26 protein-coding genes, 1 other RNA gene and 1 pseudogene are annotated in these 22,203 nt (G+C 44.8%); 19 read left to right on the top strand and 9 right to left on the bottom strand.

The window, feature by feature from the left end:
* Positions 1 to 10: 10 nt before the first annotated feature.
* Together MY9_RS17055 and MY9_RS17050 are read right to left on the bottom strand one after the other, a co-directional pair.
* Positions 11 to 709: a zinc ribbon domain-containing protein gene (locus tag MY9_RS17055; protein ID WP_014665411.1), complete on the bottom strand. Its 699-nt coding sequence runs from the start codon at positions 707 to 709 to the stop codon at positions 11 to 13.
* 132 nt (positions 710 to 841) lie between these two features.
* Positions 842 to 1,231: pseudogene (locus tag MY9_RS17050) on the bottom strand (YvbH-like oligomerization domain-containing protein); the annotation flags it as partial.
* A 96-nt stretch (positions 1,232 to 1,327) separates the two neighbouring features.
* Here MY9_RS17050 and MY9_RS17045 point away from each other — a divergent pair.
* The gene (locus tag MY9_RS17045) at positions 1,328 to 1,963 is read left to right on the top strand and encodes an NAAT family transporter (RefSeq protein ID WP_080478277.1); all 636 of its coding nucleotides are present in this window, start codon (positions 1,328 to 1,330) and stop codon (positions 1,961 to 1,963) included.
* A gap of 18 nt (positions 1,964 to 1,981) precedes the next feature.
* Here MY9_RS17045 and opcR read toward each other — a convergent pair whose 3' ends face one another.
* Entirely contained in the window at positions 1,982 to 2,539 is a 558-nt protein-coding gene (gene opcR / locus MY9_RS17040; RefSeq protein WP_014665408.1) for an opuC operon transcriptional regulator OpcR, read from the bottom strand.
* 263 nt (positions 2,540 to 2,802) lie between these two features.
* On the opposite strand from opcR, the gene opuCA reads away from it, so the two are divergent.
* Genes opuCA through opuCD form a run of 4 tightly spaced genes read left to right on the top strand, consistent with a single transcriptional unit; the run spans position 2,803 to position 6,243 of the window.
* Positions 2,803 to 3,945, top strand: coding sequence for an osmoprotectant ABC transporter ATP-binding protein OpuCA (gene opuCA / locus MY9_RS17035; protein WP_003243370.1), 1,143 nt, complete (start codon positions 2,803 to 2,805; stop codon positions 3,943 to 3,945).
* 21 nt (positions 3,946 to 3,966) lie between these two features.
* Positions 3,967 to 4,620, top strand: coding sequence for a glycine betaine/carnitine/choline/choline sulfate ABC transporter permease OpuCB (gene opuCB / locus MY9_RS17030; RefSeq protein WP_014665407.1), 654 nt, complete (start codon positions 3,967 to 3,969; stop codon positions 4,618 to 4,620).
* A gap of 13 nt (positions 4,621 to 4,633) precedes the next feature.
* Positions 4,634 to 5,551: an osmoprotectant ABC transporter substrate-binding lipoprotein OpuCC gene (gene opuCC / locus MY9_RS17025; protein WP_014665406.1), complete on the top strand. Its 918-nt coding sequence runs from the start codon at positions 4,634 to 4,636 to the stop codon at positions 5,549 to 5,551.
* Positions 5,552 to 5,568: 17 nt separating this feature from the next.
* Complete coding sequence (gene opuCD, locus MY9_RS17020; protein WP_014665405.1) at positions 5,569 to 6,243, top strand: glycine betaine/carnitine/choline/choline sulfate ABC transporter permease OpuCD; 675 nt, start codon at positions 5,569 to 5,571, stop codon at positions 6,241 to 6,243.
* 31 nt (positions 6,244 to 6,274) lie between these two features.
* Here opuCD and MY9_RS17015 read toward each other — a convergent pair whose 3' ends face one another.
* The gene (locus tag MY9_RS17015) at positions 6,275 to 6,808 is read right to left on the bottom strand and encodes a GbsR/MarR family transcriptional regulator (RefSeq protein ID WP_014665404.1); all 534 of its coding nucleotides are present in this window, start codon (positions 6,806 to 6,808) and stop codon (positions 6,275 to 6,277) included.
* Between the two features lie 283 nt (positions 6,809 to 7,091).
* Here MY9_RS17015 and opuBA point away from each other — a divergent pair, with 283 nt between their 5' ends.
* Genes opuBA through opuBD form a run of 4 tightly spaced genes read left to right on the top strand, consistent with a single transcriptional unit; the run spans position 7,092 to position 10,534 of the window.
* A complete protein-coding gene (gene opuBA / locus MY9_RS17010; protein ID WP_014665403.1) occupies positions 7,092 to 8,237 on the top strand; it encodes a choline ABC transporter ATP-binding protein OpuBA in 1,146 nt (381 codons plus the stop codon).
* A gap of 14 nt (positions 8,238 to 8,251) precedes the next feature.
* Positions 8,252 to 8,905, top strand: a complete 654-nt coding sequence (gene opuBB, locus MY9_RS17005) for a choline ABC transporter permease OpuBB (RefSeq protein WP_014665402.1) — start codon at positions 8,252 to 8,254, stop codon at positions 8,903 to 8,905.
* 11 nt (positions 8,906 to 8,916) lie between these two features.
* Positions 8,917 to 9,837 (top strand): choline ABC transporter substrate-binding lipoprotein OpuBC, encoded by a 921-nt coding sequence (gene opuBC / locus MY9_RS17000; RefSeq protein ID WP_014665401.1) that lies wholly within the window; start codon positions 8,917 to 8,919, stop codon positions 9,835 to 9,837.
* Between the two features lie 16 nt (positions 9,838 to 9,853).
* Entirely contained in the window at positions 9,854 to 10,534 is a 681-nt protein-coding gene (opuBD, locus tag MY9_RS16995) for a choline ABC transporter permease OpuBD (RefSeq protein ID WP_014665400.1), read from the top strand.
* Between the two features lie 39 nt (positions 10,535 to 10,573).
* Here opuBD and MY9_RS16990 read toward each other — a convergent pair whose 3' ends face one another.
* The 4 genes from MY9_RS16990 to rghR all read right to left on the bottom strand — a co-directional run bounded on the left by MY9_RS16990 (position 10,574) and on the right by rghR (position 13,682).
* A complete protein-coding gene (locus tag MY9_RS16990; RefSeq protein WP_014665399.1) occupies positions 10,574 to 12,274 on the bottom strand; it encodes a methyl-accepting chemotaxis protein in 1,701 nt (566 codons plus the stop codon).
* Positions 12,275 to 12,407: 133 nt separating this feature from the next.
* Complete coding sequence (gene catR, locus MY9_RS16985) at positions 12,408 to 12,734, bottom strand: catDE operon transcriptional regulator CatR (RefSeq protein WP_003242888.1); 327 nt, start codon at positions 12,732 to 12,734, stop codon at positions 12,408 to 12,410.
* Between the two features lie 91 nt (positions 12,735 to 12,825).
* Positions 12,826 to 13,245, bottom strand: a complete 420-nt coding sequence (locus MY9_RS16980; RefSeq protein WP_014665398.1) for a helix-turn-helix domain-containing protein — start codon at positions 13,243 to 13,245, stop codon at positions 12,826 to 12,828.
* A gap of 29 nt (positions 13,246 to 13,274) precedes the next feature.
* Positions 13,275 to 13,682 carry a transcriptional repressor RghR gene (gene rghR / locus MY9_RS16975; RefSeq protein WP_014665397.1) on the bottom strand — a complete coding sequence of 136 codons (408 nt, stop codon included), beginning with the start codon at positions 13,680 to 13,682 and terminating at the stop codon, positions 13,275 to 13,277.
* 152 nt (positions 13,683 to 13,834) lie between these two features.
* Here rghR and MY9_RS16970 point away from each other — a divergent pair, with 152 nt between their 5' ends.
* The gene (locus tag MY9_RS16970; RefSeq protein WP_009968172.1) at positions 13,835 to 14,068 is read left to right on the top strand and encodes a helix-turn-helix domain-containing protein; all 234 of its coding nucleotides are present in this window, start codon (positions 13,835 to 13,837) and stop codon (positions 14,066 to 14,068) included.
* A gap of 33 nt (positions 14,069 to 14,101) precedes the next feature.
* Here MY9_RS16970 and MY9_RS16965 read toward each other — a convergent pair whose 3' ends face one another.
* Positions 14,102 to 14,875 (bottom strand): alpha/beta fold hydrolase, encoded by a 774-nt coding sequence (locus MY9_RS16965; protein WP_014665395.1) that lies wholly within the window; start codon positions 14,873 to 14,875, stop codon positions 14,102 to 14,104.
* Between the two features lie 148 nt (positions 14,876 to 15,023).
* Between MY9_RS16965 and secG the strand changes: the two genes are divergently transcribed.
* The 9 genes from secG (at position 15,024) to MY9_RS16925 (ending at position 22,052) form a co-directional block, all read left to right on the top strand.
* Complete coding sequence (secG, locus tag MY9_RS16960; protein WP_003220028.1) at positions 15,024 to 15,254, top strand: preprotein translocase subunit SecG; 231 nt, start codon at positions 15,024 to 15,026, stop codon at positions 15,252 to 15,254.
* Between the two features lie 131 nt (positions 15,255 to 15,385).
* Positions 15,386 to 16,126, top strand: coding sequence for an alpha/beta hydrolase (locus MY9_RS16955; RefSeq protein WP_003242610.1), 741 nt, complete (start codon positions 15,386 to 15,388; stop codon positions 16,124 to 16,126).
* Between the two features lie 18 nt (positions 16,127 to 16,144).
* The gene (gene rnr, locus MY9_RS16950; protein ID WP_014665394.1) at positions 16,145 to 18,484 is read left to right on the top strand and encodes a ribonuclease R; all 2,340 of its coding nucleotides are present in this window, start codon (positions 16,145 to 16,147) and stop codon (positions 18,482 to 18,484) included.
* A gap of 144 nt (positions 18,485 to 18,628) precedes the next feature.
* Positions 18,629 to 19,099: an SsrA-binding protein gene (gene smpB / locus MY9_RS16945; RefSeq protein WP_003220025.1), complete on the top strand. Its 471-nt coding sequence runs from the start codon at positions 18,629 to 18,631 to the stop codon at positions 19,097 to 19,099.
* A 176-nt stretch (positions 19,100 to 19,275) separates the two neighbouring features.
* Positions 19,276 to 19,638: a transfer-messenger RNA gene (gene ssrA / locus MY9_RS21330) on the top strand.
* Positions 19,639 to 19,820: 182 nt separating this feature from the next.
* Positions 19,821 to 20,615: an SDR family NAD(P)-dependent oxidoreductase gene (locus MY9_RS16940; protein WP_014665393.1), complete on the top strand. Its 795-nt coding sequence runs from the start codon at positions 19,821 to 19,823 to the stop codon at positions 20,613 to 20,615.
* A 110-nt stretch (positions 20,616 to 20,725) separates the two neighbouring features.
* Complete coding sequence (locus tag MY9_RS16935) at positions 20,726 to 21,298, top strand: TetR/AcrR family transcriptional regulator (protein WP_014665392.1); 573 nt, start codon at positions 20,726 to 20,728, stop codon at positions 21,296 to 21,298.
* Positions 21,295 to 21,654, top strand: a complete 360-nt coding sequence (locus MY9_RS16930; protein WP_014665391.1) for a DMT family transporter — start codon at positions 21,295 to 21,297, stop codon at positions 21,652 to 21,654. Before MY9_RS16935 ends, MY9_RS16930 begins: the two co-directional genes overlap by 4 nt.
* Positions 21,651 to 22,052 carry a YvaD family protein gene (locus tag MY9_RS16925; protein ID WP_014665390.1) on the top strand — a complete coding sequence of 134 codons (402 nt, stop codon included), beginning with the start codon at positions 21,651 to 21,653 and terminating at the stop codon, positions 22,050 to 22,052. The genes MY9_RS16930 and MY9_RS16925 overlap by 4 nt, the downstream gene beginning before the upstream one ends.
* Positions 22,053 to 22,203 lie beyond the last annotated feature (151 nt).

The raw sequence follows: 22,203 nt of genomic DNA, 5'->3' as shown, positions 1-22,203 counted from the left end.
GGGGTTCTTTTTAAAAGAGCATATAACGGAAAATCTCTTTGACATAGTGTTCGATAATAAGCTGAAATGTGACGCAGATGATCAGATAAATCACAATCGTTGAGTAAATGACATCAACCTTCCCTTTATACGAATGCTGGTAACTGCTCAGCATCGCAGGAGGAATGGCGAAGAATGCACCGATTAAACCAACGGCTAATATAGTAAAGCAAATGTCTGTATGTAATAAAAAGAAGAAAAGGGCAAGAATCAAAATAGCCGTAAACGGAATGAGAAACGCTCCGAATCTTGAGAATGAATCTTTAAAAGACACTTGGTTCCCCGCGATTTTCAGGGCGAAAAAAATGCATGCATGCAGGCCAAATAGAAATAAAATAAAATAAATGGTTGGCTCTAAGAAGATTGCTGTAAAGCTTACGCTTCCGGGACCGTCTGAAAAAAGAATATAAAACATCAAAGGGGTCAGCAAACTGAAAAGAACCAGCGTAATCACCGCGCTGATCAACTGCTCTCCGCCTGTTGCTTTACATTCCTGATAAGGGCGTTTCAGGACGGCCAGGACAAATGAACCGAACTGTTTTGCTGCTTGTTTTGCAGCGGCTCCAGTCTGAGATGTCTGCTGTTGGCCTGGTTGACCAGGGAGCGGCGAACCGCATTTCTCACAAAACTTTCCGCCATCAGTTTGATGGCCGCATTGAGGACAATACATAAAATAACTCCTTTACCTGTAATATAGGGAAAATAGACTAATAGTTTTATTATAAAAGAAAAAAGTTGTAAAGTAATCAATATTCATACAAAAAAAGACACGAGCCTTATAGCAGCTGTGTCTTTTTTTATGCTAGTTATTCATATATTTCTCAAATACATCTCCAAAATCCTTGATATGATACTGCGAGCGAACGGATGTCAGCCAAGTGAATCCGAATTCGGTCAGTCTTTATATTGCGTTTCAATTGACGTGCTCAGGGCGGGTATGGTGAAGAATATCGTCACTGCTTTATCTAAGCTTTGCTCCACTTGATTGATTAAAATGTCATTTTCATAGGTTGTTTCAGCGATGCGGAGAAGAGCTTTATAAAGGTCTTTTCATTTTTAATCTGGTCTTTGTGGACATCAATGTCGAATTGTTCACCGCCCAGCTTAAACTTAATTTCAACATCCAAATCGACTTTTCAGCAGTTTCAAGAAAAACGTCAGAGATTTTATATTGCGAATAAGGGTAGCGTTTCTGACAGGCTATAAAGGTTTACCGGGAAATCACCTCCGGGTAAAAGGGGGAAGAATAATTCTATTTTCTGTGCAGACAATACCAACAAGGAGGTATATGATGTTCTCATTCATCGTTCACGTCTTCATTTCTTTATTCGCAGTATCAAATCCGATCGGAAACGTACCGATATTTCTGACGCTGACAGAAGGCTATACATCAGCGGAAAGAAAAGCGATTGCCCGGAAGGCAGCTATTTTATCCTTTTTTATTTTGGCGGCTTTTTTGGTTTTCGGCCATCTTATCTTTAAACTGTTTGATATCAACATTCATGCGCTCCGAGTGGCGGGCGGCATATTCATTTTCGGCATTGCCTATAATCTATTGAATGCGAAAGAATCACACGTGCAATCTCTTCATCATGATGAACATAAGGAAAGCAAGGAAAAAGCCGATATATCCGTCACGCCTTTATCCATTCCGATTATTGCTGGGCCCGGAACGATTGCAACAGTGATGAGCCTTTCCGCCGGTCATAGCGGCATCGGTCATTATGTCGCTGTCATGATTGGCATAGCTGCAGTGATTGCCCTGACCTTTCTCTTTTTCCACTATTCTGCTTTCATTAGCAGCAAACTCGGAAAAACCGAGATGAATGTGATTACCAGACTGATGGGATTAATCTTAGCCGTGGTCGCGGTCGGGATGATTGGTGCCGGGCTGAAAGGCATGTTTCCGGTCTTAACCTCATGATGCAAAAAAGCAGCTCCCTTATTTTAGAGAGCTGCTTTCTTTTGTTTTCGGCACATATTGAAAGATTTCCTCACTCTCAAAAAATTCAATCAACCTGCTCAGCCAGTCATAGTAATGAAGCCATTCTTTTAATTCATTCAGCAGCTGATTAACCTTCTCTTCCGCTTCCGGGGTGAGCCCGTCCCTTTGTAAAAGATCAGTCAGCTCCCGGTTTAATTTTTTATAAAGCACTTTGTTTTTGCTCACGACCTTTGTCCAATTGGCCGCGAATAAAGAAATGAAGGTTTGATAATAATCCTGCTCGACGTCATAAAGGTCTTTTCGTACGCCTTTTTCAAACACCTTTTCGGCGATATTGGCATCGATCATTTCACGGACAACCTGGCTCATCCGTGTTTTGCTCATGCCCGTAGCCTCAGAGAGCTCGCTTAAGGTCATCGGTTTTCGATTCATATAAATAATTCCGAGCACACGTCCGACAGTTGAAGGCATTCCAAACGTATGCATATTTTCGGCAATCTTCTCAATGAGATGCTCTTCAGCATGTTCAATGATGTCGAGAGCGGTTTTTTTCACAGCTGATCATCCCTTCAAATGGCAATTGATGGTGTCAATATATCATATTTCTTCCTGATGTTGAAAATAGCTGAATGCAGAGGAAGTGGGAGGTATCCGGCGTAAATGTAAGAACACCCTTTCCGTCTCGGTCATAACAATAAATAATCTATAAATAACATATAATTTCAACACATTGTAAACTTTTTATTTTACAAAGTTCAAATTATAATAAGGATTATACTTTTCAGAAAATTTAATGGAAACCTGCGGAGGTGCACGGATTGCTGAAATTGGAACAAGTGTCAAAAGTATATAAAGGCGGCAAAAAAGCTGTGAACAGCATTGATTTAGATATTGCCAAAGGTGAGTTTATCTGTTTTATCGGCCCGAGCGGCTGCGGAAAAACGACAACGATGAAGATGATCAACAGGCTGATAGAACCATCGTCTGGAAGGATCTTTATCGACGGAGAAAATATTATGGAACAGGATCCTGTTGAGCTGAGGAGAAAAATCGGCTATGTGATTCAGCAGATTGGTTTGTTCCCCCATATGACCATCCAGCAGAACATCTCACTCGTACCAAAGCTGCTGAAATGGCCTGAGGAAAAACGGAAAGAACGGGCGCGAGAGCTGTTAAAGCTTGTGGATATGGGTCCGGAGTATTTAGACCGTTATCCCCATGAGCTCAGCGGCGGACAGCAGCAAAGAATCGGCGTGCTGCGCGCGCTTGCCGCGGAACCCCCTCTCATTTTAATGGATGAACCGTTCGGAGCGCTTGATCCGATTACGCGTGATTCCCTTCAGGAAGAGTTCAAAAAACTGCAGAGAACACTAAACAAAACGATTGTGTTTGTCACCCACGATATGGACGAAGCGATTAAGCTTGCTGACAGGATTGTGATTTTAAAAGCGGGAGAAATCGTTCAAGTCGGCACACCAGATGAGATTCTCCGGAACCCGGCAAATGAATTTGTTGAAGAATTTATTGGGAAAGAACGCCTGATTCAGTCAAGACCGGATATCGAGCGGGTAGAGCAAATGATGAACAGAACGCCGGTGACGGTATCTGCGGACAAAACGCTTTCTCAGGCGATTCAGCTGATGAGAGAAAAACGTGTTGACTCGCTGCTAGTTGTAGACCGGCAAAACGTGCTGAAGGGCTATGTTGATGTGGAAATGATTGATCAAAACCGCAAAAAAGCGAGCATCGTTGGCGATGTATACCGCTCAGATATATATACCGTTCAAAAAGGGGCGCTACTTCGCGATACAGTCCGAAAAATTTTGAAGCAGGGAATCAAGTATGTTCCGGTCGTCGATGAACAAAACCATTTAGCAGGGATTGTGACAAGAGCGAGCCTCGTTGATATCGTATACGATTCCATATGGGGCGACGAGGAAAACCAGCTCATGACGATCTGACCAGGGAGGAGCTCTTTAAAGATGAATCAAATGATGACTTTTTTGCAAACGAACGGCGGAGAGCTGCTGTATAAAACAGGAGAGCATTTATATATTTCACTCATAGCCGTTGTATTGGGCATCATCGTTGCAGTGCCGCTCGGTGTTGCTCTTACCAGAATGAAAAAAGGCGCAGGTGTGGTTATCGGTTTCGTAAACATTGTGCAAACCCTGCCGAGTCTTGCGATTTTAGCCTTTTTTATTCCGCTTCTCGGCGTAGGAAAGGTGCCAGCGATTGTCGCTTTATTTTTCTATTCGGTGCTGCCGATCCTGCGCAATACGTATACCGGCATTAAAGGTGTAAATAAAAACCTGCTGGAATCGGGAAAAGGGATTGGCATGACCGGCTGGGAGCAGATTCGGCTCGTCGAAATCCCGCTGGCGATTCCCATCATCATGGCGGGTATCCGCACATCAACGATCTACCTAATCGGCTGGGCGACACTTGCGTCGTTTATCGGGGGAGGCGGCCTCGGGGACTATATTTTTATCGGCCTGAACCTGTATCAGCCTGAATATATCATTGGCGGTGCCGTGCCTGTCACAATTCTGGCCATTATCATTGATTATGTGCTGGCTGTGACAGAACGAAAGGTGACGCCGAAAGGCTTGCAAGGGATGAAGGAAGTTTCGTAAGGAGTTGGCACTGTTGAAAACGAAAAAAATCAAATGGCTTGGCGCGTGCGCTCTAGGTTTGGTCATACTGCTAAGCGGCTGTTCTCTGCCGGGACTCGGCGGCGCTTCAGACGACACGATCAAAATCGGGGCGCAAAGCATGACTGAATCAGAAATTGTAGCGAATATGATCGCGCAGCTTATTGAACATGATACAGATTTGAATACCGCTTTAGTGAAAAACCTCGGGTCAAACTATGTGCAGCACCAAGCGATGCTGGGCGGTGACATTGATATTTCTGCCACGCGCTATTCCGGAACTGATTTAACAAGCACCCTCGGCAAGGAAGCGGAGAAAGATCCGAAAAAAGCCCTGAACATTGTGCAGAACGAGTTTCAAAAGCGCTTTTCTTATAAATGGTTTGATTCCTACGGCTTTGATAACACATATGCCTTCACCGTAACAAAAAAGTTTGCGGAGAAGGAGCATATTAACACCGTGTCTGACCTGAAGAAAAATGCCTCCCAATATAAATTAGGCGTCGACAATGCTTGGCTGAAACGAAAAGGCGATGGGTATAAAGGCTTTGTCAGCACATATGGCTTTGAGTTCGGCACAACGTATCCAATGCAGATCGGGCTAGTCTATGACGCAGTCAAAAACGGGAAAATGGACGCCGTTCTGGCTTATTCAACGGATGGACGGATTAAAGCCTATCACTTGAAAATCTTAAAAGATGATAAGCGTTTCTTCCCGCCGTATGACTGTTCACCAGTGATTCCGGAAAAGGTGCTTAAGGCGCATCCCGAGCTTGAGGGTGTGATCAATAAGCTGATTGGGCAAATCGATACGGAAACGATGCAGGAGCTGAACTATGAGGTGGATGGCAAGCTGAAGGAGCCGTCTGTCGTAGCAAAGGAATTTTTAGAGAAACATCATTATTTTGACTAAGGAAAGAGGCGGATCATATGGAAGTACTACAGCAGCTTGGCACTTACTATTCGCAAAACGGCGGTTACGTGCTGCAGGAGTTTTACCGCCATTTTCTGATGTCGGTGTACGGCGTTTTATTTGCTGCCATTGTTGGAATTCCGCTCGGCATCCTGGTAGCCAGATACAGAAAATTAAGCGGATGGGTTTTTGCGGTCACGAACGTCATTCAGACGATCCCGGCTCTCGCCATGCTCGCCGTGCTGATGCTTGTCATGGGGCTGGGCGCTAATACGGTGATATTGTCATTATTTCTGTATTCTCTTCTGCCGATTATCAGAAATACGTATACAGGGATTATCAGCATTGAACATGCTTATCTTGAATCCGGAAAAGCAATGGGGATGACAAAATTTCAAGTGCTGCGGATGGTCGAGCTTCCGCTTGCGCTTTCGGTCATAATGGCCGGCCTGCGCACTGCGCTTGTCATTGCCATCGGCATTACGGCCATCGGGACATTTGTCGGTGCAGGCGGTCTCGGGGACATCATCGTCAGGGGATCAAACGCCACAAACGGAACCGCGATTATATTAGCGGGCGCAATCCCCACAGCTTTGATGGCGGTGATTGCCGATTTGGTCATGGGCTGGCTTGAACGAGCGTTAAGCCCGATTAAAAAGAAAAAGAAGAAAAACCTGGCCAGTGCTGCATAAGAAAAAACGCCTTGTAATAACAGGGCGTTTTTTACGGCTTCGGCACATATTTAAAAATGTCTTCGCTCTCAAAAAACTCAATCAAACGGCTGAGCCAATTATAATAATCGAGCCATTCCTTTAATTCCTTCAGCAGTTCATTCACTTTTTCTTCCGCTTCAGGAGTAAGCTCTTCATCCAACACGCTAAGCAGCTCCCGATTGAGTTTTTTATGCATCATTTTGTTTTTGCTGACGACTTTGCTCCAAGTGGCTGAAAACAGCGTGATAAACGTTTGATAGTAATCCTGTTCAACCTCATATAAATCTTTTCGGACGCCCTTTTCGAACACCTTCTCGGCGATATTGGCATCAAGCATTTCCCGCACTACCTGGCTCATGCGTGTTTTGCTCATGCCGGTGGCCTCAGATAATTCCATAAGCGTCATCGGTTTTCGATTCATATAAATAATGCCCAGCACACGTCCGACGGTAGAGGGCATTCCAAATGCATGCATGTTTTCCGCAATTCTTTCTATAAAATGGTCCTCGGCTTGTTCAATGATCGTTAACGGATCTTTCTCCAACGGTTTCATCCTTTCAGCTAACAATTCCGATGTCAATATACCACATTTTTGATACGGCGAAAATGCTGTCAAAAGAGAATTTGGCAGGAAATTGGAGCAATAAGGAGATCAACACACGTCAATGCGGGTAAATCAGCGTTTACACATACTTTATAAATAATATGAACAAATTGTAAACTTTTTATTTTATAAACTTTAATCTATAATGGGAAGCATTCAATTGTCTGAAAAATTAAATTTAAACTGAACAAATTGAATAAATTTAATTTTGGAGGTGCGATGTTTGCTGACATTAGAAAATGTCTCGAAAACATATAAGGGCGGCAAAAAAGCCGTGAACAACGTGAATCTTAAGATTGCAAAAGGCGAATTTATCTGTTTTATCGGGCCGAGCGGCTGCGGAAAAACGACAACGATGAAAATGATTAACCGATTAATTGAGCCTTCCGCCGGGAAGATTTTCATTGACGGCGAAAACATTATGGAACAGGATCCTGTAGAGCTCAGACGCAAAATTGGCTATGTGATTCAGCAAATCGGCCTGTTTCCCCATATGACCATTCAGCAGAATATCTCACTCGTCCCAAAACTGCTGAAATGGCCGGAACAGCAACGGAAAGAGCGGGCGCGTGAGCTTTTAAAATTGGTCGATATGGGGCCAGAATATTTAGACCGTTACCCTCATGAATTAAGCGGGGGGCAGCAGCAGCGAATTGGTGTATTACGGGCACTTGCCGCGGAGCCGCCGCTTATCTTAATGGATGAACCGTTCGGGGCACTCGACCCGATTACGAGGGATTCCCTTCAGGAAGAATTTAAAAAACTGCAAAAAACCTTACATAAAACCATCGTATTTGTTACCCACGATATGGATGAAGCGATTAAGCTGGCAGACCGGATTGTGATTTTAAAAGCGGGAGAAATCGTTCAAATTGGAACGCCCGATGACATTTTGAGAAATCCGGCAGACGAATTTGTTGAGGAATTTATCGGCAAGGAGCGGCTGATTCAGTCATCCAGCCCGGATGTTGAACGGGTTGACCAGATTATGAATACTCAGCCTGTAATGATCACCGCGGATAAAACGCTTTCTGAGGCCATTCAGCTGATGAGGCAGGAACGGGTAGATTCATTGCTTGTCGTCGATGACGACCACGTTCTGCAAGGTTATGTCGATGTTGAAATCATTGATCAATGCCGGAAAAAGGCCAATCTCGTAGGAGAGGTTTTACATGAAGATCTATACACAGTATTGGGAGGCACATTGCTGCGCGACACGGTCCGCAAAATTTTAAAACGGGGTGTCAAATATGTCCCTGTTGTGGATGAAAACCGACGTTTAATCGGAATAGTGACGAGAGCAAGTCTGGTCGATATCGTGTATGACTCCCTCTGGGGAGAAGAAAAGCAGCTCGCGGTATTGTCATAGGGAGGGGATAAGTCATGCATCATATTGTTCATTTTTTGCAAACCAACGGGGGCGAGCTTCTTTATAAAACATACGAGCATGTTACGATATCGCTCATTGCTGTTATCTTAGGCGTGCTGGTTGCCGTCCCCCTCGGCATTGTGCTGACCAGAATGAAAAAAGGAGCCGGCATCATTATCGGCATTGTGAATATCATTCAGACGCTGCCGAGTCTGGCTATCCTTGCCTTTTTTATCCCGCTCCTTGGTGTAGGGAAGGTTCCAGCCATTGTGGCTTTGTTTTTCTATTCCGTATTGCCGATACTTCGCAACACGTATACCGGCATTCGCGGCGTCAACAAAAATTTGCTCGAGTCTGGCAAAGGCATCGGAATGACACCGGCTGAACAAGTCCGCTTGGTGGAGCTGCCGCTTGCCGCGCCAGTGATCATGGCGGGAATTAGAACATCGACGATTTACTTAATCGGCTGGGCCACGCTTGCATCTTTTATCGGAGGCGGCGGATTGGGTGATTACATTTTTATCGGACTAAATTTATATCAGCCGGAATATATCATCGGGGGCGCGGTTCCCGTCACAATATTGGCGATTGTGATTGATTATGTGCTGGCAGTGTCTGAACGAAAACTGACACCTGCCGGCATGCAGAGGTTGAAGGAAGTGTCATAAGGAGGCGGCTTATGAAAAGAAAATATCTTACATTAATGATCGGTTTAGCACTTGCGGCAACATTGACGTTGAGCGGCTGTTCGCTTCCTGGTCTCAGCGCCGCTCCAGACCAGACTATTAAAATCGGCGCGCAAAGCATGAGCGAATCAGAAATCATCGCCAGCATGCTTGGCCAGTTGATCGAACACCATACTGATCTCAAAACAACAACAATTAAAAATCTTGGCTCCAACGCGGTGCAGCAGCAGGCTTTAATGAACGGGGAAATCGACATTGCAGCCACAAGATATACGGGAGACGCGCTGACAGGAACGTTGAGAATGCAACCGGAAAAAGACCCGGACAAAGCGCTGGCGCTTACTCAGCGGGAGTTTAAAAAAAGATACGATTTAAAATGGTATGACTCCTACGGGTTTGATAATACGTACGTCTTTACGGTCAGCAAAAAGCTGGCAGATCAATATCATTTAGAAACCGTATCAGACGTAAAAAAACAGGCGCCGCAATTAAAGCTTGGCGTCGATAACTATTGGATGAAGCTCAAAGGAAACGGCTATCAGGATTTTACGAAAACCTACGGCATGACATTCGGCGGCACGTATCCAATGCAGATCGGCCTTGTGTACGATGCGGTGAAAAGCAGAAAAATGGACATTGTGCTTGCGTATTCAACCGATGGAAGAATCAAGTCCTATGGTCTCAAAATGCTGAAGGACGATAAACAATTTTTCCCGCCGTACGATTGCTCTCCGGTTATTCCGGAAAAGGTGCTCAAAGAACATCCTGAGCTTGAGGGCATCATCAAGAAAATGATTGGAAAAATCGACACAGCCACGATGCAGGCGCTTAACTATGAAGTCGACGGCAATCTAAAGGAACCGTCTGTCGTTGCCAAGGAATATTTAGAAAAACATCACTACTTCGAATCGTGAAAGGGGGAAGGGGTCAATGAACGTGCTTGAACAGTTAATGACGTATTACGCGCAGAATGGCAGTTATGTCATGGATGAATTCGGCCGCCACTTTCTTATGTCGGCTTACGGTGTTTTGTTTGCCGCTGTCGTCGGGGTTCCGGCGGGAATCCTCATCGCGCATTTTCGCCGTTTGTCAGCCTGGGTGTTCGCCGTAACAAACGTTATTCAAACAATCCCCGCGCTCGCTATGCTGGCCGTCTTGATGCTTGTTATGGGGCTCGGCGCAAATACCGTAATTGTATCATTATTTCTGTATTCCCTGCTCCCGATTATCCGAAACACGTACACAGGGATTGTCAGCATTGAGCATGCCTACCTAGAATCGGGAAAAGCAATGGGCATGACGAAATTCCAAGTGCTCAGAATGGTTGAGCTCCCGCTCGCACTTTCTGTCATCATGGCGGGTCTTCGCACGGCTCTCGTCATTGCCATTGGGATTACAGCAATCGGCACATTTGTCGGCGCCGGAGGCCTTGGGGACATGATCGTCCGCGGATCAAACGCGACAAACGGAACTGCGATTATTCTAGCCGGGGCGATACCGACTGCGGTGATGGCGGTGGCAGCCGATTTGCTCATGGCCTGGCTGGAGCGGGCATTAAGTCCGGTGAAGAAAAAAAGAACAAGAGCCAATCATGTTCAATCAGCTGCATAGAATAAAAAAAGAGGCTGGAGTCCAGCCTCTTTTTTCTATTTAAATTGTAAACTGATCCATCTTTGCATTAAGCTCCTTCGCCAGCCGCTCCAACTCCTCAGCATTTTGAAGCACTTGATCCATCGAATGGGCGGATTGCTCGGTAATTGAAAATGTTTCTTCAATGCCGGCGGCCGACTCTTCGGATACAGAAGCGATATTTTCAATCGATTGATTGATGGTAATCGATTGGTTTGTTAACTGCTTCAGGCCATCCGTAACTTCCTTAATGCTGTCTGCAACATGAGTGACAGATTGTTTGATATGCTGCATAGCCTGTCCGGTGTCTGTCAGGTTTTCCGTTCCTTTTTCGACTTCTGTAAAGCTGCTTTCCAAGTACTTAATAACGGAGTGGATTTCCTGCTGTGTCCCATTTACAATCCGGGTAATGTCCTGCACGGAATCAGAAACGCCGTCAGCCAGCTTTCTGACTTCATCAGCCACAACGGCGAAGCCTTTGCCGCTTTCTCCTGCGCGGGCAGCTTCAATCGCGGCGTTAAGGGACAGCAAATTCGTTTGCTCGGCAATCCCGTTGATGACCTGAACGAGCTTGTTGATATCCTGAGAATGCTGTTCAAGTGATCTCACTTTATGCACGGCTTCTTGAACGATATGGTGGATGGTTTTCATTTGCTGTAATGACGTATCCATATTTTCGTTTCCGCTTACCGCGAGTTCGAGAACGTTTTGAGACGTATCGCTGATTGTAATTCCGTGATTATAGGCTTTATCAATGCTTTCGGTAAACTCATTCATCGATTCGGCAATCGTTACAGCGTCTTGGGCCTGCTGTTCAGAGCCCTCAGCCATTTCGTTCATCGTTTCAGTAATATGTTTGCTGCCGGATCTTGTTTCATTCGTTGCGGTAGCAAGCACCTGTGAAGAAGAAAGAACCCGGCTTGATATGTCTTTAGAATATCCGACAATATCTCTCAGATTCCCTACCATTTTTTGCAGCGCTTCATTCAGGTCGCCCAGCTCGTCTTTTGAGTTCAGCGCCTCCATGTCTTTCGACAAATCTCCCTCGGCAATATGATTGGCAGACTCCTTCATGCGAATGATAGGCTTTACAATGTTTCGCGCGATATAAAGCCAGATGAAAATGCTGACGATGATCGAAGCTGCCACAAGCAGAGCAGTATAAATGAGCCCTTTTTGATAGACGGCCTTCGTTTCTTTTACTGCTGTGTTGCTGCCTTCTTTATTGTAGTCAACAAGCTGAGTGATTGTTTTTTTCATATCCTCAAAGCTGGCCTCAGTTTGAACCAATAAACCTCTTGCTTTGTCCATGTCATTTGTGCGGCCGCTCTCGATTATTTGCGCATGAATATCGATATAGGTGTTCACTTCAGTTTGAAGCTGCTCGAACAGTTTCTGCTCTTTATCAGTGGAGATCGTTTTTTTATAGCTATCAAGCTTTTGGTTAATGTCTTCCATGATTTGATTCATTTCTTGATCAAGTGTATCCATTTTACTTTTGTCTGTATAAATCAGAAAGTCCTTTTCTTTAGAAGACAGGTGCTCGGTTACATAATTAATCGAGGTAATGTCTTTGATGCCGTCAATCCATTTCGTGTTGATTTCATCTGTTTTTTGAATGATATGCTGCATATTAAGAACGCCTATTCCGCCTACAAGTAAATTGATCAGGATCAGTGTCAAAAATACCAGGCTGAATTTGCGGGAAATCGTCAGTCGCATATAGTGGTCTCCTTTAAAAACGTAATGTGTGGATGTACTATATATCGGCTGAGATATCTTTTTTTCACCTGGAAAATAAAAAAATAAAAAACGGTTCTTTTTCTCGTCTTTGAGATCAGAACCGTTTTAGCAATTAGTCAAGAAAGGAAGGGTCAATCCATTCAGTCGCCCATTTAGAAATCTCACCTAAAATGGGGGCAAGCGCCTTTCCTTTATCGGTCAATGAATATTCGATGCGAACCGGAGTTTCAGGGATGACATCCCGCTTTACTACTCCTTCAAGCTCAAGTTCTTTCAGCCGTTCTGACAGAACTCTGCCGCTTAGATTTGGAAGTGCTGCTTCAATTTCGCTAAATCGCTGCGACCCGTTTAAGAGCTGAAATACGATTAAAGCGACCCAGCGTTTACTTAAGATGTCGACTGCTTTTTCAAATCTAGGACACATTTCTGATTGGTTCATACTTTTCACCTCGTCTGTCACTATTATAACGCAAATAACGAGGGAAGGTATGCAAGCGTGATTGATGAAATGCAGAAAGAGGAACAAGGGATTATGAGGAAGAAGCGCGTTTTTTTGCTTCCGAAGATAAAAAATCGAAGTATTTGCTGAGATTTTCAATATCCTGCTTTGAAAGATGTTCCCATTTTCGGCTATTGAAAATCGGGAGGTGCTCCGCTCCGCGCGTGACAGCCGTCTGATAAATGTCATAAACGGACTGATAGCTTTCAGATGCTTCGCGGATTTCTTTAGGAAAGGCCTGAATATGGCCTGCGGCGGCCATTAGGTCTTCGTACGGCACCTTCAGGACGGACGCCAGTTTTTTGATCGTGGCGGGTTTTGGCGTCCCGCGTTTGCCGTTTTCAATTTTTGAAATGGTGGCCGAGCTGATGCCTGAGTACACCGCAAGCTGATTCACTGTCAGTTTGCGGGCGCGGCGCAGCTCCCGTAATTGCTGTCCGAACGGTGACATGGTCTATCGCCTCTCATTTCTATCAATAGTCAGTCATCAGCAGACCGTTTTTTGGCTTCGTCTGAAATAAACGAAAAATAATGATCGAGCATGAGCAAATCTTCTTTATTGAGATATTGCCATTTTTCGTTCTCAAGAAGCGCAAGGTTTTTCAGGTCATAGGCCTCCGCTTTTTCGAGCAGCTTGCACTTCGTTTCATAAGGAGCCTTGGCTTCATGAACTTCTTCGATGTAACCAGCCTTGTACATAAGCCCCTCATAAGGAATTTTTAAGGCCTCCGCCAGTTTTTTAATGGTGGCGGGTTTGGGAACGCCCCGTTTTCCGTTTTCGATTCTGGAGATGCCGGCCGCGCTTACGCCTGAATAAGTCGCCAGCTGGTTGACCGTTAACTTTCTCTCCTCGCGCAATGCCCGCAATTGTTCGCCAAAGCTTTCCATATGTCTCACCCCGTCCCTCACTGTTACTCATATTTTAGTATGTTTATTGACTAAAGGGAATAGGTAGACTGGAAATGTATTGACAAAAGTTAACATAAGCCGTAATGTAAAACTATAGAAAAAAGTTTTTTCAGGAATGGAAGGTGAGGAAAGTGCCAGTAGAAAAGATACAGATTAGACGTGATTATGTCTTGCAGTATATGGTTAATAACGATTATTCCCTTAATCAGCTTGCGCTGGAAATCGGAGTCTCACCCGCCACACTGAGCCGTGTGCTGAATGGTGAAAGGAGGCCGGGGCAGCTTGTGATCGGTAAAATGCTTCACTACTTTAATTTGAAATTTGAGGATCTTTTTTACTATGATTTTGTTGACAAAAGTCAATAAAAGAGAAAAAACGCAAGAAGATCCAAGCGTTTTCTATCTTGAATGATGTGTCAGCACAAACCCTGTCACCAGTTCATTGCATGTTTTCCATTGTTTTGTCGGCAACTGATGTCCCTGATATTCCAATCTGAAAAATTCGGCATGGCTGCAAGCCCTTCGGTAATAGCCTGCGTTTATAAAGGTCCAGTCCCGCAGGCCGCCATACATAAAAAGCATTGGCATGTTTAGCCGGGGCAGCTGTTCAATGCAGTTGTAGGCTAGCGAATCCAGATAATACTGATGCCACTGATCCTGGTCTGCTTTTTTCATATGGCCTGTTAATATGCTGCGAAGCTGTCTGTCTTTTGTGTGGCTCCCAGCGAGGATTCTCATGAGCAAACCGGGGTTTTTTTCAAGCAGATACATTCCCAGTTTGTGCAGCTTCTGGCCAATTACATTATGAACAGCGGGGTAGGCGCCGGACAGAATCAGGTGTGACACTTTGTCCGGGTGGATGAAGCCGATGTGCTGCGCGATTAAGCCCCCGGCGGAATACCCGAAAAACACAGCTTTATCAATGTACAAAGCGTCCATGAATTGTATGATTTCGTTCGCATAATAGGAAATAGAAGCGGTGTCACCCGTGTGTTCACTGTCACCGTGCCCGCTTAAATCAGGAAAAATCACCCTGAAATGCTCTGAAAGAAGGCGTTGATAATAAAAAACCTTGCGTCCCATGCCCGGCGGGTGGATAAAAATGATAGGGATTCCCTGTCCATATTCTTCATAAAAAAGATGTTTCCTGCTGGCTATGCTGATAAGCGGCATCGCTTTTCTCCTTTGACCTTTTCATATGAATAGGATAACCAAGACAAAACGTCTTATCCGGCCTTTTGGCGTCTGATACAGCGTGACATGCCAACCCTTTTCATGTAAAATAGAAGTAATGTAGCCAGTGAGTCTGGAGGTGTAAGGGATGCACGCAGTTTTGATTACCTTATTGGTTATCGTCAGCATTGCACTTATTATTGTCGTTTTGCTTCAATCCAGTAAAAGCGCCGGATTATCTGGTGCGATTTCAGGCGGAGCGGAGCAGCTCTTCGGGAAACAAAAAGCAAGAGGTCTTGATTTAATTTTGCACCGCATTACGGTAGTGCTGGCAGTCTTGTTTTTCGTGTTAACGATTGCGCTTGCTTATATCCTATAGGGCAATGTTTGTATAAGGTCTGATGTGAAGTCAGGCCTTTTTCACGTTTCTGGCTGATATTCATAACGTTTTTTTCTGATTAAACTGTGGAAAACTATAATGATCGTGCAGATAGAAAGGGAGACATGAGCATGAAAGTTGTGACACCAAAACCATTTACATTTAAAGGCGGAGACAAAGCGGTGCTTTTGCTGCATGGCTTTACAGGAAATACAGCGGATGTAAGGATGCTGGGAAGATATTTGAATGAACGGGGTTATACGTGCCACGCGCCTCAATATGAAGGACATGGCGTCCCGCCTGAAGAACTTGTACATACGGGGCCTGAAGACTGGTGGAAAAACGTAATGGATGGCTATGAATACTTAAAATCTGAAGGCTATGAGAGCATTGCTGCCTGCGGACTGTCGCTTGGCGGGGTTTTTTCGCTGAAATTGGGTTACACTGTACCCATAAAGGGAATTGTCCCAATGTGCGCACCGATGCATATTAAGAGTGAAGAGGTCATGTATCAGGGTGTTCTTTCATACGCTCGCAATTACAAAAAGTTTGAGGGGAAAAGCCCTGAGCAAATTGAAGAGGAAATGAAAGAATTTGAAAAAACGCCGATGAATACCCTCAAGGCGCTGCAAGACTTAATTGCTGATGTGCGGAACAATGTCGATATGATTTATTCACCGACATTTGTGGTGCAGGCTCGTCATGATCACATGATTAATACCGAAAGCGCCAATATTATTTACAACGAAGTGGAAACTGATGATAAACAGCTGAAATGGTACGAGGAATCAGGCCATGTCATTACACTCGACAAAGAACGTGACCTCGTCCATCAGGATGTGTATGAATTTTTAGAGAAGCTCGATTGGTAATCAACAGGAGGTCGGATAATGGAAAAAGAAGCATTTATGGAAAAGCTTCTCTCGTTTATGAAGGAAGAGGCATACAAGCCTTTGACTGTTCAGGAACTAGAGGAGATGTTAAAAATTACGGAAGCCGAGGAGTTTAAAGAGCTCGTCAAAGCGTTAGTCGCCTTGGAAGAAAAAGGGCTTATCGTACGGACGAGAAGCGACCGCTACGGCATTCCGGAGAAGATGAATTTAATAAAAGGAAAGATTTCAGCGCATGCGAAAGGATTCGCCTTTTTGCTGCCTGAGGATACGTCGTTAAGCGATGTGTTTATTCCGCCTAATGAGCTGAATACGGCAATGAACGGCGATATCGTCATGGTTCGCCTGAATTCACAGTCAAGCGGCTCCAGGCAGGAAGGAACCGTTATACGGATTTTAGAAAGAGCGATTCAGCGGGTTGTCGGCACGTATACAGAAACGAGAAACTTCGGCTTTGTCATTCCGGACGACAAAAAAATCACGAGTGACATCTTCATTCCGAAAAACGGGAAAAATGGAGCTGCGGAAGGGCATAAGGTTGTTGTCAAGCTGACGAGCTATCCTGAAGGCCGCATGAACGCTGAGGGCGAGATTGAAACCATTCTCGGCCACAAAAATGATCCGGGCATTGATATTTTATCGGTCATTCATAAGCACGGCCTGCCGGGAGAATTTCCAGCCGACGCGATGGAGCAGGCATCAAGTACGCCTGACACAATTGATGAAAAAGATCTGAAAGACCGCCGTGATCTCCGTGACCAGGTGATTGTCACCATTGATGGGGCGGACGCGAAGGATTTGGATGATGCAGTTACCGTGACGAAGCTGGACGATGGAAGCTACAAGCTTGGCGTTCATATTGCTGATGTCAGCCATTACGTAACCGAAAACTCACCGATTGACAAAGAAGCGCTTGAAAGAGGGACGAGTGTGTATTTGGTTGACCGTGTCATCCCGATGATTCCGCACAGATTGTCAAACGGCATCTGCTCCTTAAATCCAAAGGTTGACCGCCTGACGCTTTCTTGTGAAATGACCATTAACAGTCAGGGACAGGTGACAGAGCACGAGATCTTCCAAAGTGTCATCAAAACAACGGAAAGAATGACATATTCAGATGTGAATAAAATTCTTGTTGACGATGATGAAGAGCTGAAACAAAAATACGAGCCTCTTGTTCCGATGTTCAAAGATATGGAGCGCCTGGCTCAAATTCTTCGCGATAAGCGGATGGACCGCGGCGCCGTTGACTTTGATTTCAAAGAAGCAAAGGTGCTTGTCGATGACGAAGGAGCGGTTAAAGACGTTGTGATCAGAGAACGCTCTGTCGCCGAGAAGCTCATTGAAGAATTTATGCTTGTGGCAAATGAAACAGTAGCGGAGCATTTCCATTGGATGAACGTCCCGTTTATATACCGGATTCACGAAGAGCCGAATGCTGAAAAGCTGCAAAAGTTTTTAGAGTTTGTGACGACATTTGGCTATGTGGTGAAAGGAACGGCGGGAAATATTCACCCGCGCGCCCTGCAAAGCATTCTGGACGCTGTGCGTGACAGACCTGAGGAAACGGTGATATCTACTGTTATGCTCCGTTCGATGAAACAGGCGAAATACGACCCGCAAAGCTTGGGGCACTTCGGTCTGTCAACGGAATTCTATACGCATTTCACATCGCCGATCCGCCGTTACCCGGACTTAATCGTTCACCGTCTAATCCGTACGTATTTGATCAACGGCAAAGTCGATGAAGCGACACAGGAAAAGTGGGCTGAACGCCTGCCGGATATCGCTGAACATACATCATCTATGGAGCGCCGTGCAGTTGACGCCGAGCGTGAGACGGATGATCTGAAAAAAGCGGAATACATGCTTGATAAAATCGGTGAAGAGTTTGACGGCATGATCAGCTCTGTGACAAACTTCGGAATGTTCGTCGAGCTGCCGAATACAATCGAAGGACTCGTACACGTCAGCTTTATGACAGATGACTACTACCGTTTTGACGAACAGCATTTCGCAATGATCGGCGAGCGGACAGGAAACGTCTTCCGCATCGGGGATGAAATCACAGTCAAGGTTGTCGATGTCAATAAGGATGAGCGCAATATCGACTTTGAAATCGTCGGCATGAAGGGCTCTCCACGCCGTCCGAGAGAATTGGACAGCAGCCGGAGCAGAAAACGCGGAAAGCCTGCCAGAAAACGCGTTCAAAGCACCAATACACCTGTTTCTCCAGCGCCGTCTGAGGAAAAAGGAGAATGGTTTACTAAGCCGAAGAAGAAAAAGAAAAAACGCGGCTTCCAAAATGCGCCGAAACAGAAACGGAAAAAGAAGAAATAACAGCTCAACCAGCAAATAGGGCCGCAGCGCTCTATTTGCTTTCTTTCGGAAACAGCTTTTCATTGTAGCGGTACGTGACATTTGGTAAAATAGAGCGTATCGCAAAAGGTGGACAGTTTTTCCTTAGAGAGAGGAGGTTCTGGCATGCCAAAAGGGTCAGGAAAAGTATTATCTCAAAATAAGAAAGCCAACCATGATTATTTTATAGAAGAAACCTATGAAACAGGCATCGTTCTGCAAGGAACCGAAATCAAATCGATTCGCGCCGGCCGCGTAAACCTTAAGGATTCCTTCGCCAAAATCGAACGGGGAGAAGTGTTTCTCCACAATATGCACGTCAGCCCATATGAGCAGGGAAACCGCTATAACCACGATCCGCTCCGTACGAGAAAGCTGTTAATGCACCGTAAGGAGATTAACAAGCTGATCGGGTTAACAAAGGAAAAAGGCTATTCTCTCGTTCCGCTGAAGCTATATTTGAAAAATGGCTTTGCCAAAGTGCTTCTCGGCCTTGGAAAAGGGAAGAAGAACTATGACAAACGGGAAGACCTGAAGCGCAAGGACGCGAAGCGGGAAATCGAAAGAGCATTCAGAGACAGTCAAAAAGGCTTCTAAAGGCATAGTGCTTGATTCGAAAATTAGGCCTGTGCTATACTGTGTTCACGATCAGATCACAACGCTATTCATTTGAAGGATTTGACAATTGAAAAGAGCCGTGATCATGTTATAATAAGACTATAGCCAGTTTGAGTGAGAGCTTGATATTTTCTCCCGTATTTCCCTTATACCAAGGGGACGTTACGGATTCGACAGGGATGGATCGAGCTTGAGCTGCGAGCCGAGAGGCGATCTCGTAAACACGCACTTAAATATAACTGGCAAAACTAACAGTTTTAACCAAAACGTAGCATTAGCTGCCTAATAAGCGCAGCGAGCTCTTCCTGACATTGCCTATGTGTCTGTGAAGAGCACATCCAAGTAGGCTACGCTTGCGTTCCCGTCTGAGAACGTAAGAAGAGATGAACAGACTAGCTCTCGGAAGGCCCGCCCGCAGGCAAGAAGATGAGTGAAACCATAAATATGCAGGCTACGCTCGTAGACGCTTAAGTAATCGATGTTTCTGGACGTGGGTTCGACTCCCACCGTCTCCATACATACTGACAATAAAGCAGAACCTCTCAAGAGGTTCTGCTTTATTTTTTCTCCAAATCACAGGCACCAAAAAGTGCGTACTTCCATTTCAATCCCAGCTGTTTCATACTGGTTGCAGAGCAGATGTTTCACCAAGCAGATTTCTGTCAATAAATAAGAGGAATCAAAAACGGAGGGATGAAGAATGAAGCTGAATTTACAAGGAAAAACCGCACTGGTTACCGGCTCGACATCGGGGATCGGAAAAGCTATTGCCTCTTCATTAGCTGAAGAAGGGGCGGCAGTGATTATTAACGGACGCCGGGAAGAGAAAGTGAATCAGACGATAGATGAATTGAAAACACAACATGCTGAAGCGGTCCTTTATCCGGCTGCATTTGATTTGGGAACAGAAGAAGGCTGCAATGAGCTGTTTCAGGCATATCCGCACGTTGATATTTTGATCAACAATTTAGGGATTTTCGAACCGGCGGAGTATTTTGATATTCCGGATGATGAATGGTTTCGTTTTTTTGAAGTGAATATTATGAGCGGTGTAAGGCTGACACGCAAGTATTTGCATAACATGATCGAGAAAAAAGAAGGACGTGTGATTTTCATTGCCAGTGAAGCGGCGATTATGCCGTCACAGGAGATGGCCCATTACAGTGCGACGAAAACAATGCAGCTGTCCATTTCCCGCAGTTTGGCGGAGCTGGCAACCGGCACGAATGTCACAGTCAACACCGTCATGCCGGGTTCTACCTTAACAGAGGGTGTGGAAACCATGCTGAACTCGCTGTATCCTGATGAAAACCTGACTGTTCAAGAAGCTGAGGCACGTTTTATGAAAGAAAACCGGCCGACATCTATCATTCAAAGACTGATCCGTCCGGAAGAAATCGCCCACTTCGTTACATTTTTAAGCAGCCCGCTTTCCTCTGCGATCAATGGTGCAGCGCTTCGGGCGGACGGCGGTTTGGTCCGCAGTGTCTTTTAAACCTCTCCCAATTGGAGAGGTTTTTTTATATATTGTTGATTTCCATAAATTGCTGTCGTATAATTTTGGTACTGAAACAGTTTTTGTAGTACCGAAAGCGGGGGATTGATATGGATAAAAGAATTCTGGCGGAAACCATCCGGCTAATTAAACAGAAAGGATTTTCATTTACGATGAATGATTTGGCGGCAGCGCTGGGAACAAGCAAGCGGACGCTCTATGCATATTATTCATCTAAAGATCAGCTTGTTGAGGCGGTTGTCGAACAATTTATAGTTGAAATGAAGCAAATGGAAAGAGACATCTATGAAAATGAACGTTTAAATGTGCTTGAAAAGGTGAAAAAAATGCTGATCAGCCTTCCGCAGGGGATGGAACTGCTGAACATGGGATTATTAAATGAACTCAAGAAATACCATTACGATGCGTGGCTTACATTAGATACCTTTATTAAGGAAGAATGGGCAATTGTCCTAGAATTATTAAACGAGTGCAAACAGCAAAAGAGAATCAGAAACATCAATCCGGACCTGTTTGTTCACATGTATATAGGGAGCATAAACCAAGTGTATGCCCCTGAATATCCGCTGAAACATCAGTTCACGACAGGAGAGGTTCTTGAATCAATTGTAGATGTTTTGTTTAACGGTATAACAGCTGATGAGGAGGCTGATGCAACGTGAATTGGGTGTTTCTATGCTTGGCGATTTTGTTTGAGGTTGCGGGAACGGTCAGCATGAAGCTATCGTCCGGTTTTACAAAACTTATTCCCAGTGTGCTGTTGATTTTCTTTTATGGAGGGAGTCTTTTCTTTCTGACGCTTACGCTAAAATCAATAGACGTATCTGTTGCATATGCTGTATGGTCAGGGATGGGAATCGTCCTGATTACAGTGGTTGGTTTTTTGTTTTTTCAAGAACATGTTAGTGTCATGAAAGTTATTTCAATTGGATTGATTATTGCCGGTGTTGTGTCTTTAAACCTGATCGAGCAGGCTGGGGTGTCTGAGCCGGTACATAAAAGCGGGCAGTACAAATGAGATATATGAAGCTCTTTTTTCTCGTGACTGATATTGGCTTTATCTTGTACTGGCTGTCAGCCGGGTTTTCGCTCATACCGGAAAACTGGGCCTTTAAACATCATGACCATCCGTTTATGATCGCCTGGAACTGGTCTTTTTTTCCTCTGGATATCCTGATCTCTGTGACAGGGTTGTACAGCTTGTACTTACAGCGGGTGAATCGTGCTGAGTGGAAGCTGATGGCGCTGATTTCTCTTGTGCTGACCTGTTGTTCAGGTCTGCAGGCGATATCATTCTGGACATTCAGCAGGGACTTTGATCTTGTGTGGTGGCTGTTTAATGGGTATCTATTGATTTACCCTTTATTTTTTATCGACCTGCTCTTAAAGGAAAGCAGAAGGACGAAGCAGTCCTGACAGGTGCCGCTTTTATGATATTGCGAATAAACTGATGTCATGCAAGCAGAGACGGTTTAAGTCTCTGTTTTTTTTATCGGGCACACCAATTGAGGAGCTAACCACGTTTTTGGGCATACTAAAGCGAAGAAATGGGAAGAGCTCTATATAT

Source organism: Bacillus sp. JS (assembly GCF_000259365.1).
GTDB lineage: Bacteria > Bacillota > Bacilli > Bacillales > Bacillaceae > Bacillus > Bacillus stercoris.
The sequence above is the reverse complement of the archived record's forward strand: the minus strand, read 5'-3'. Positions and strand labels throughout refer to the sequence as shown.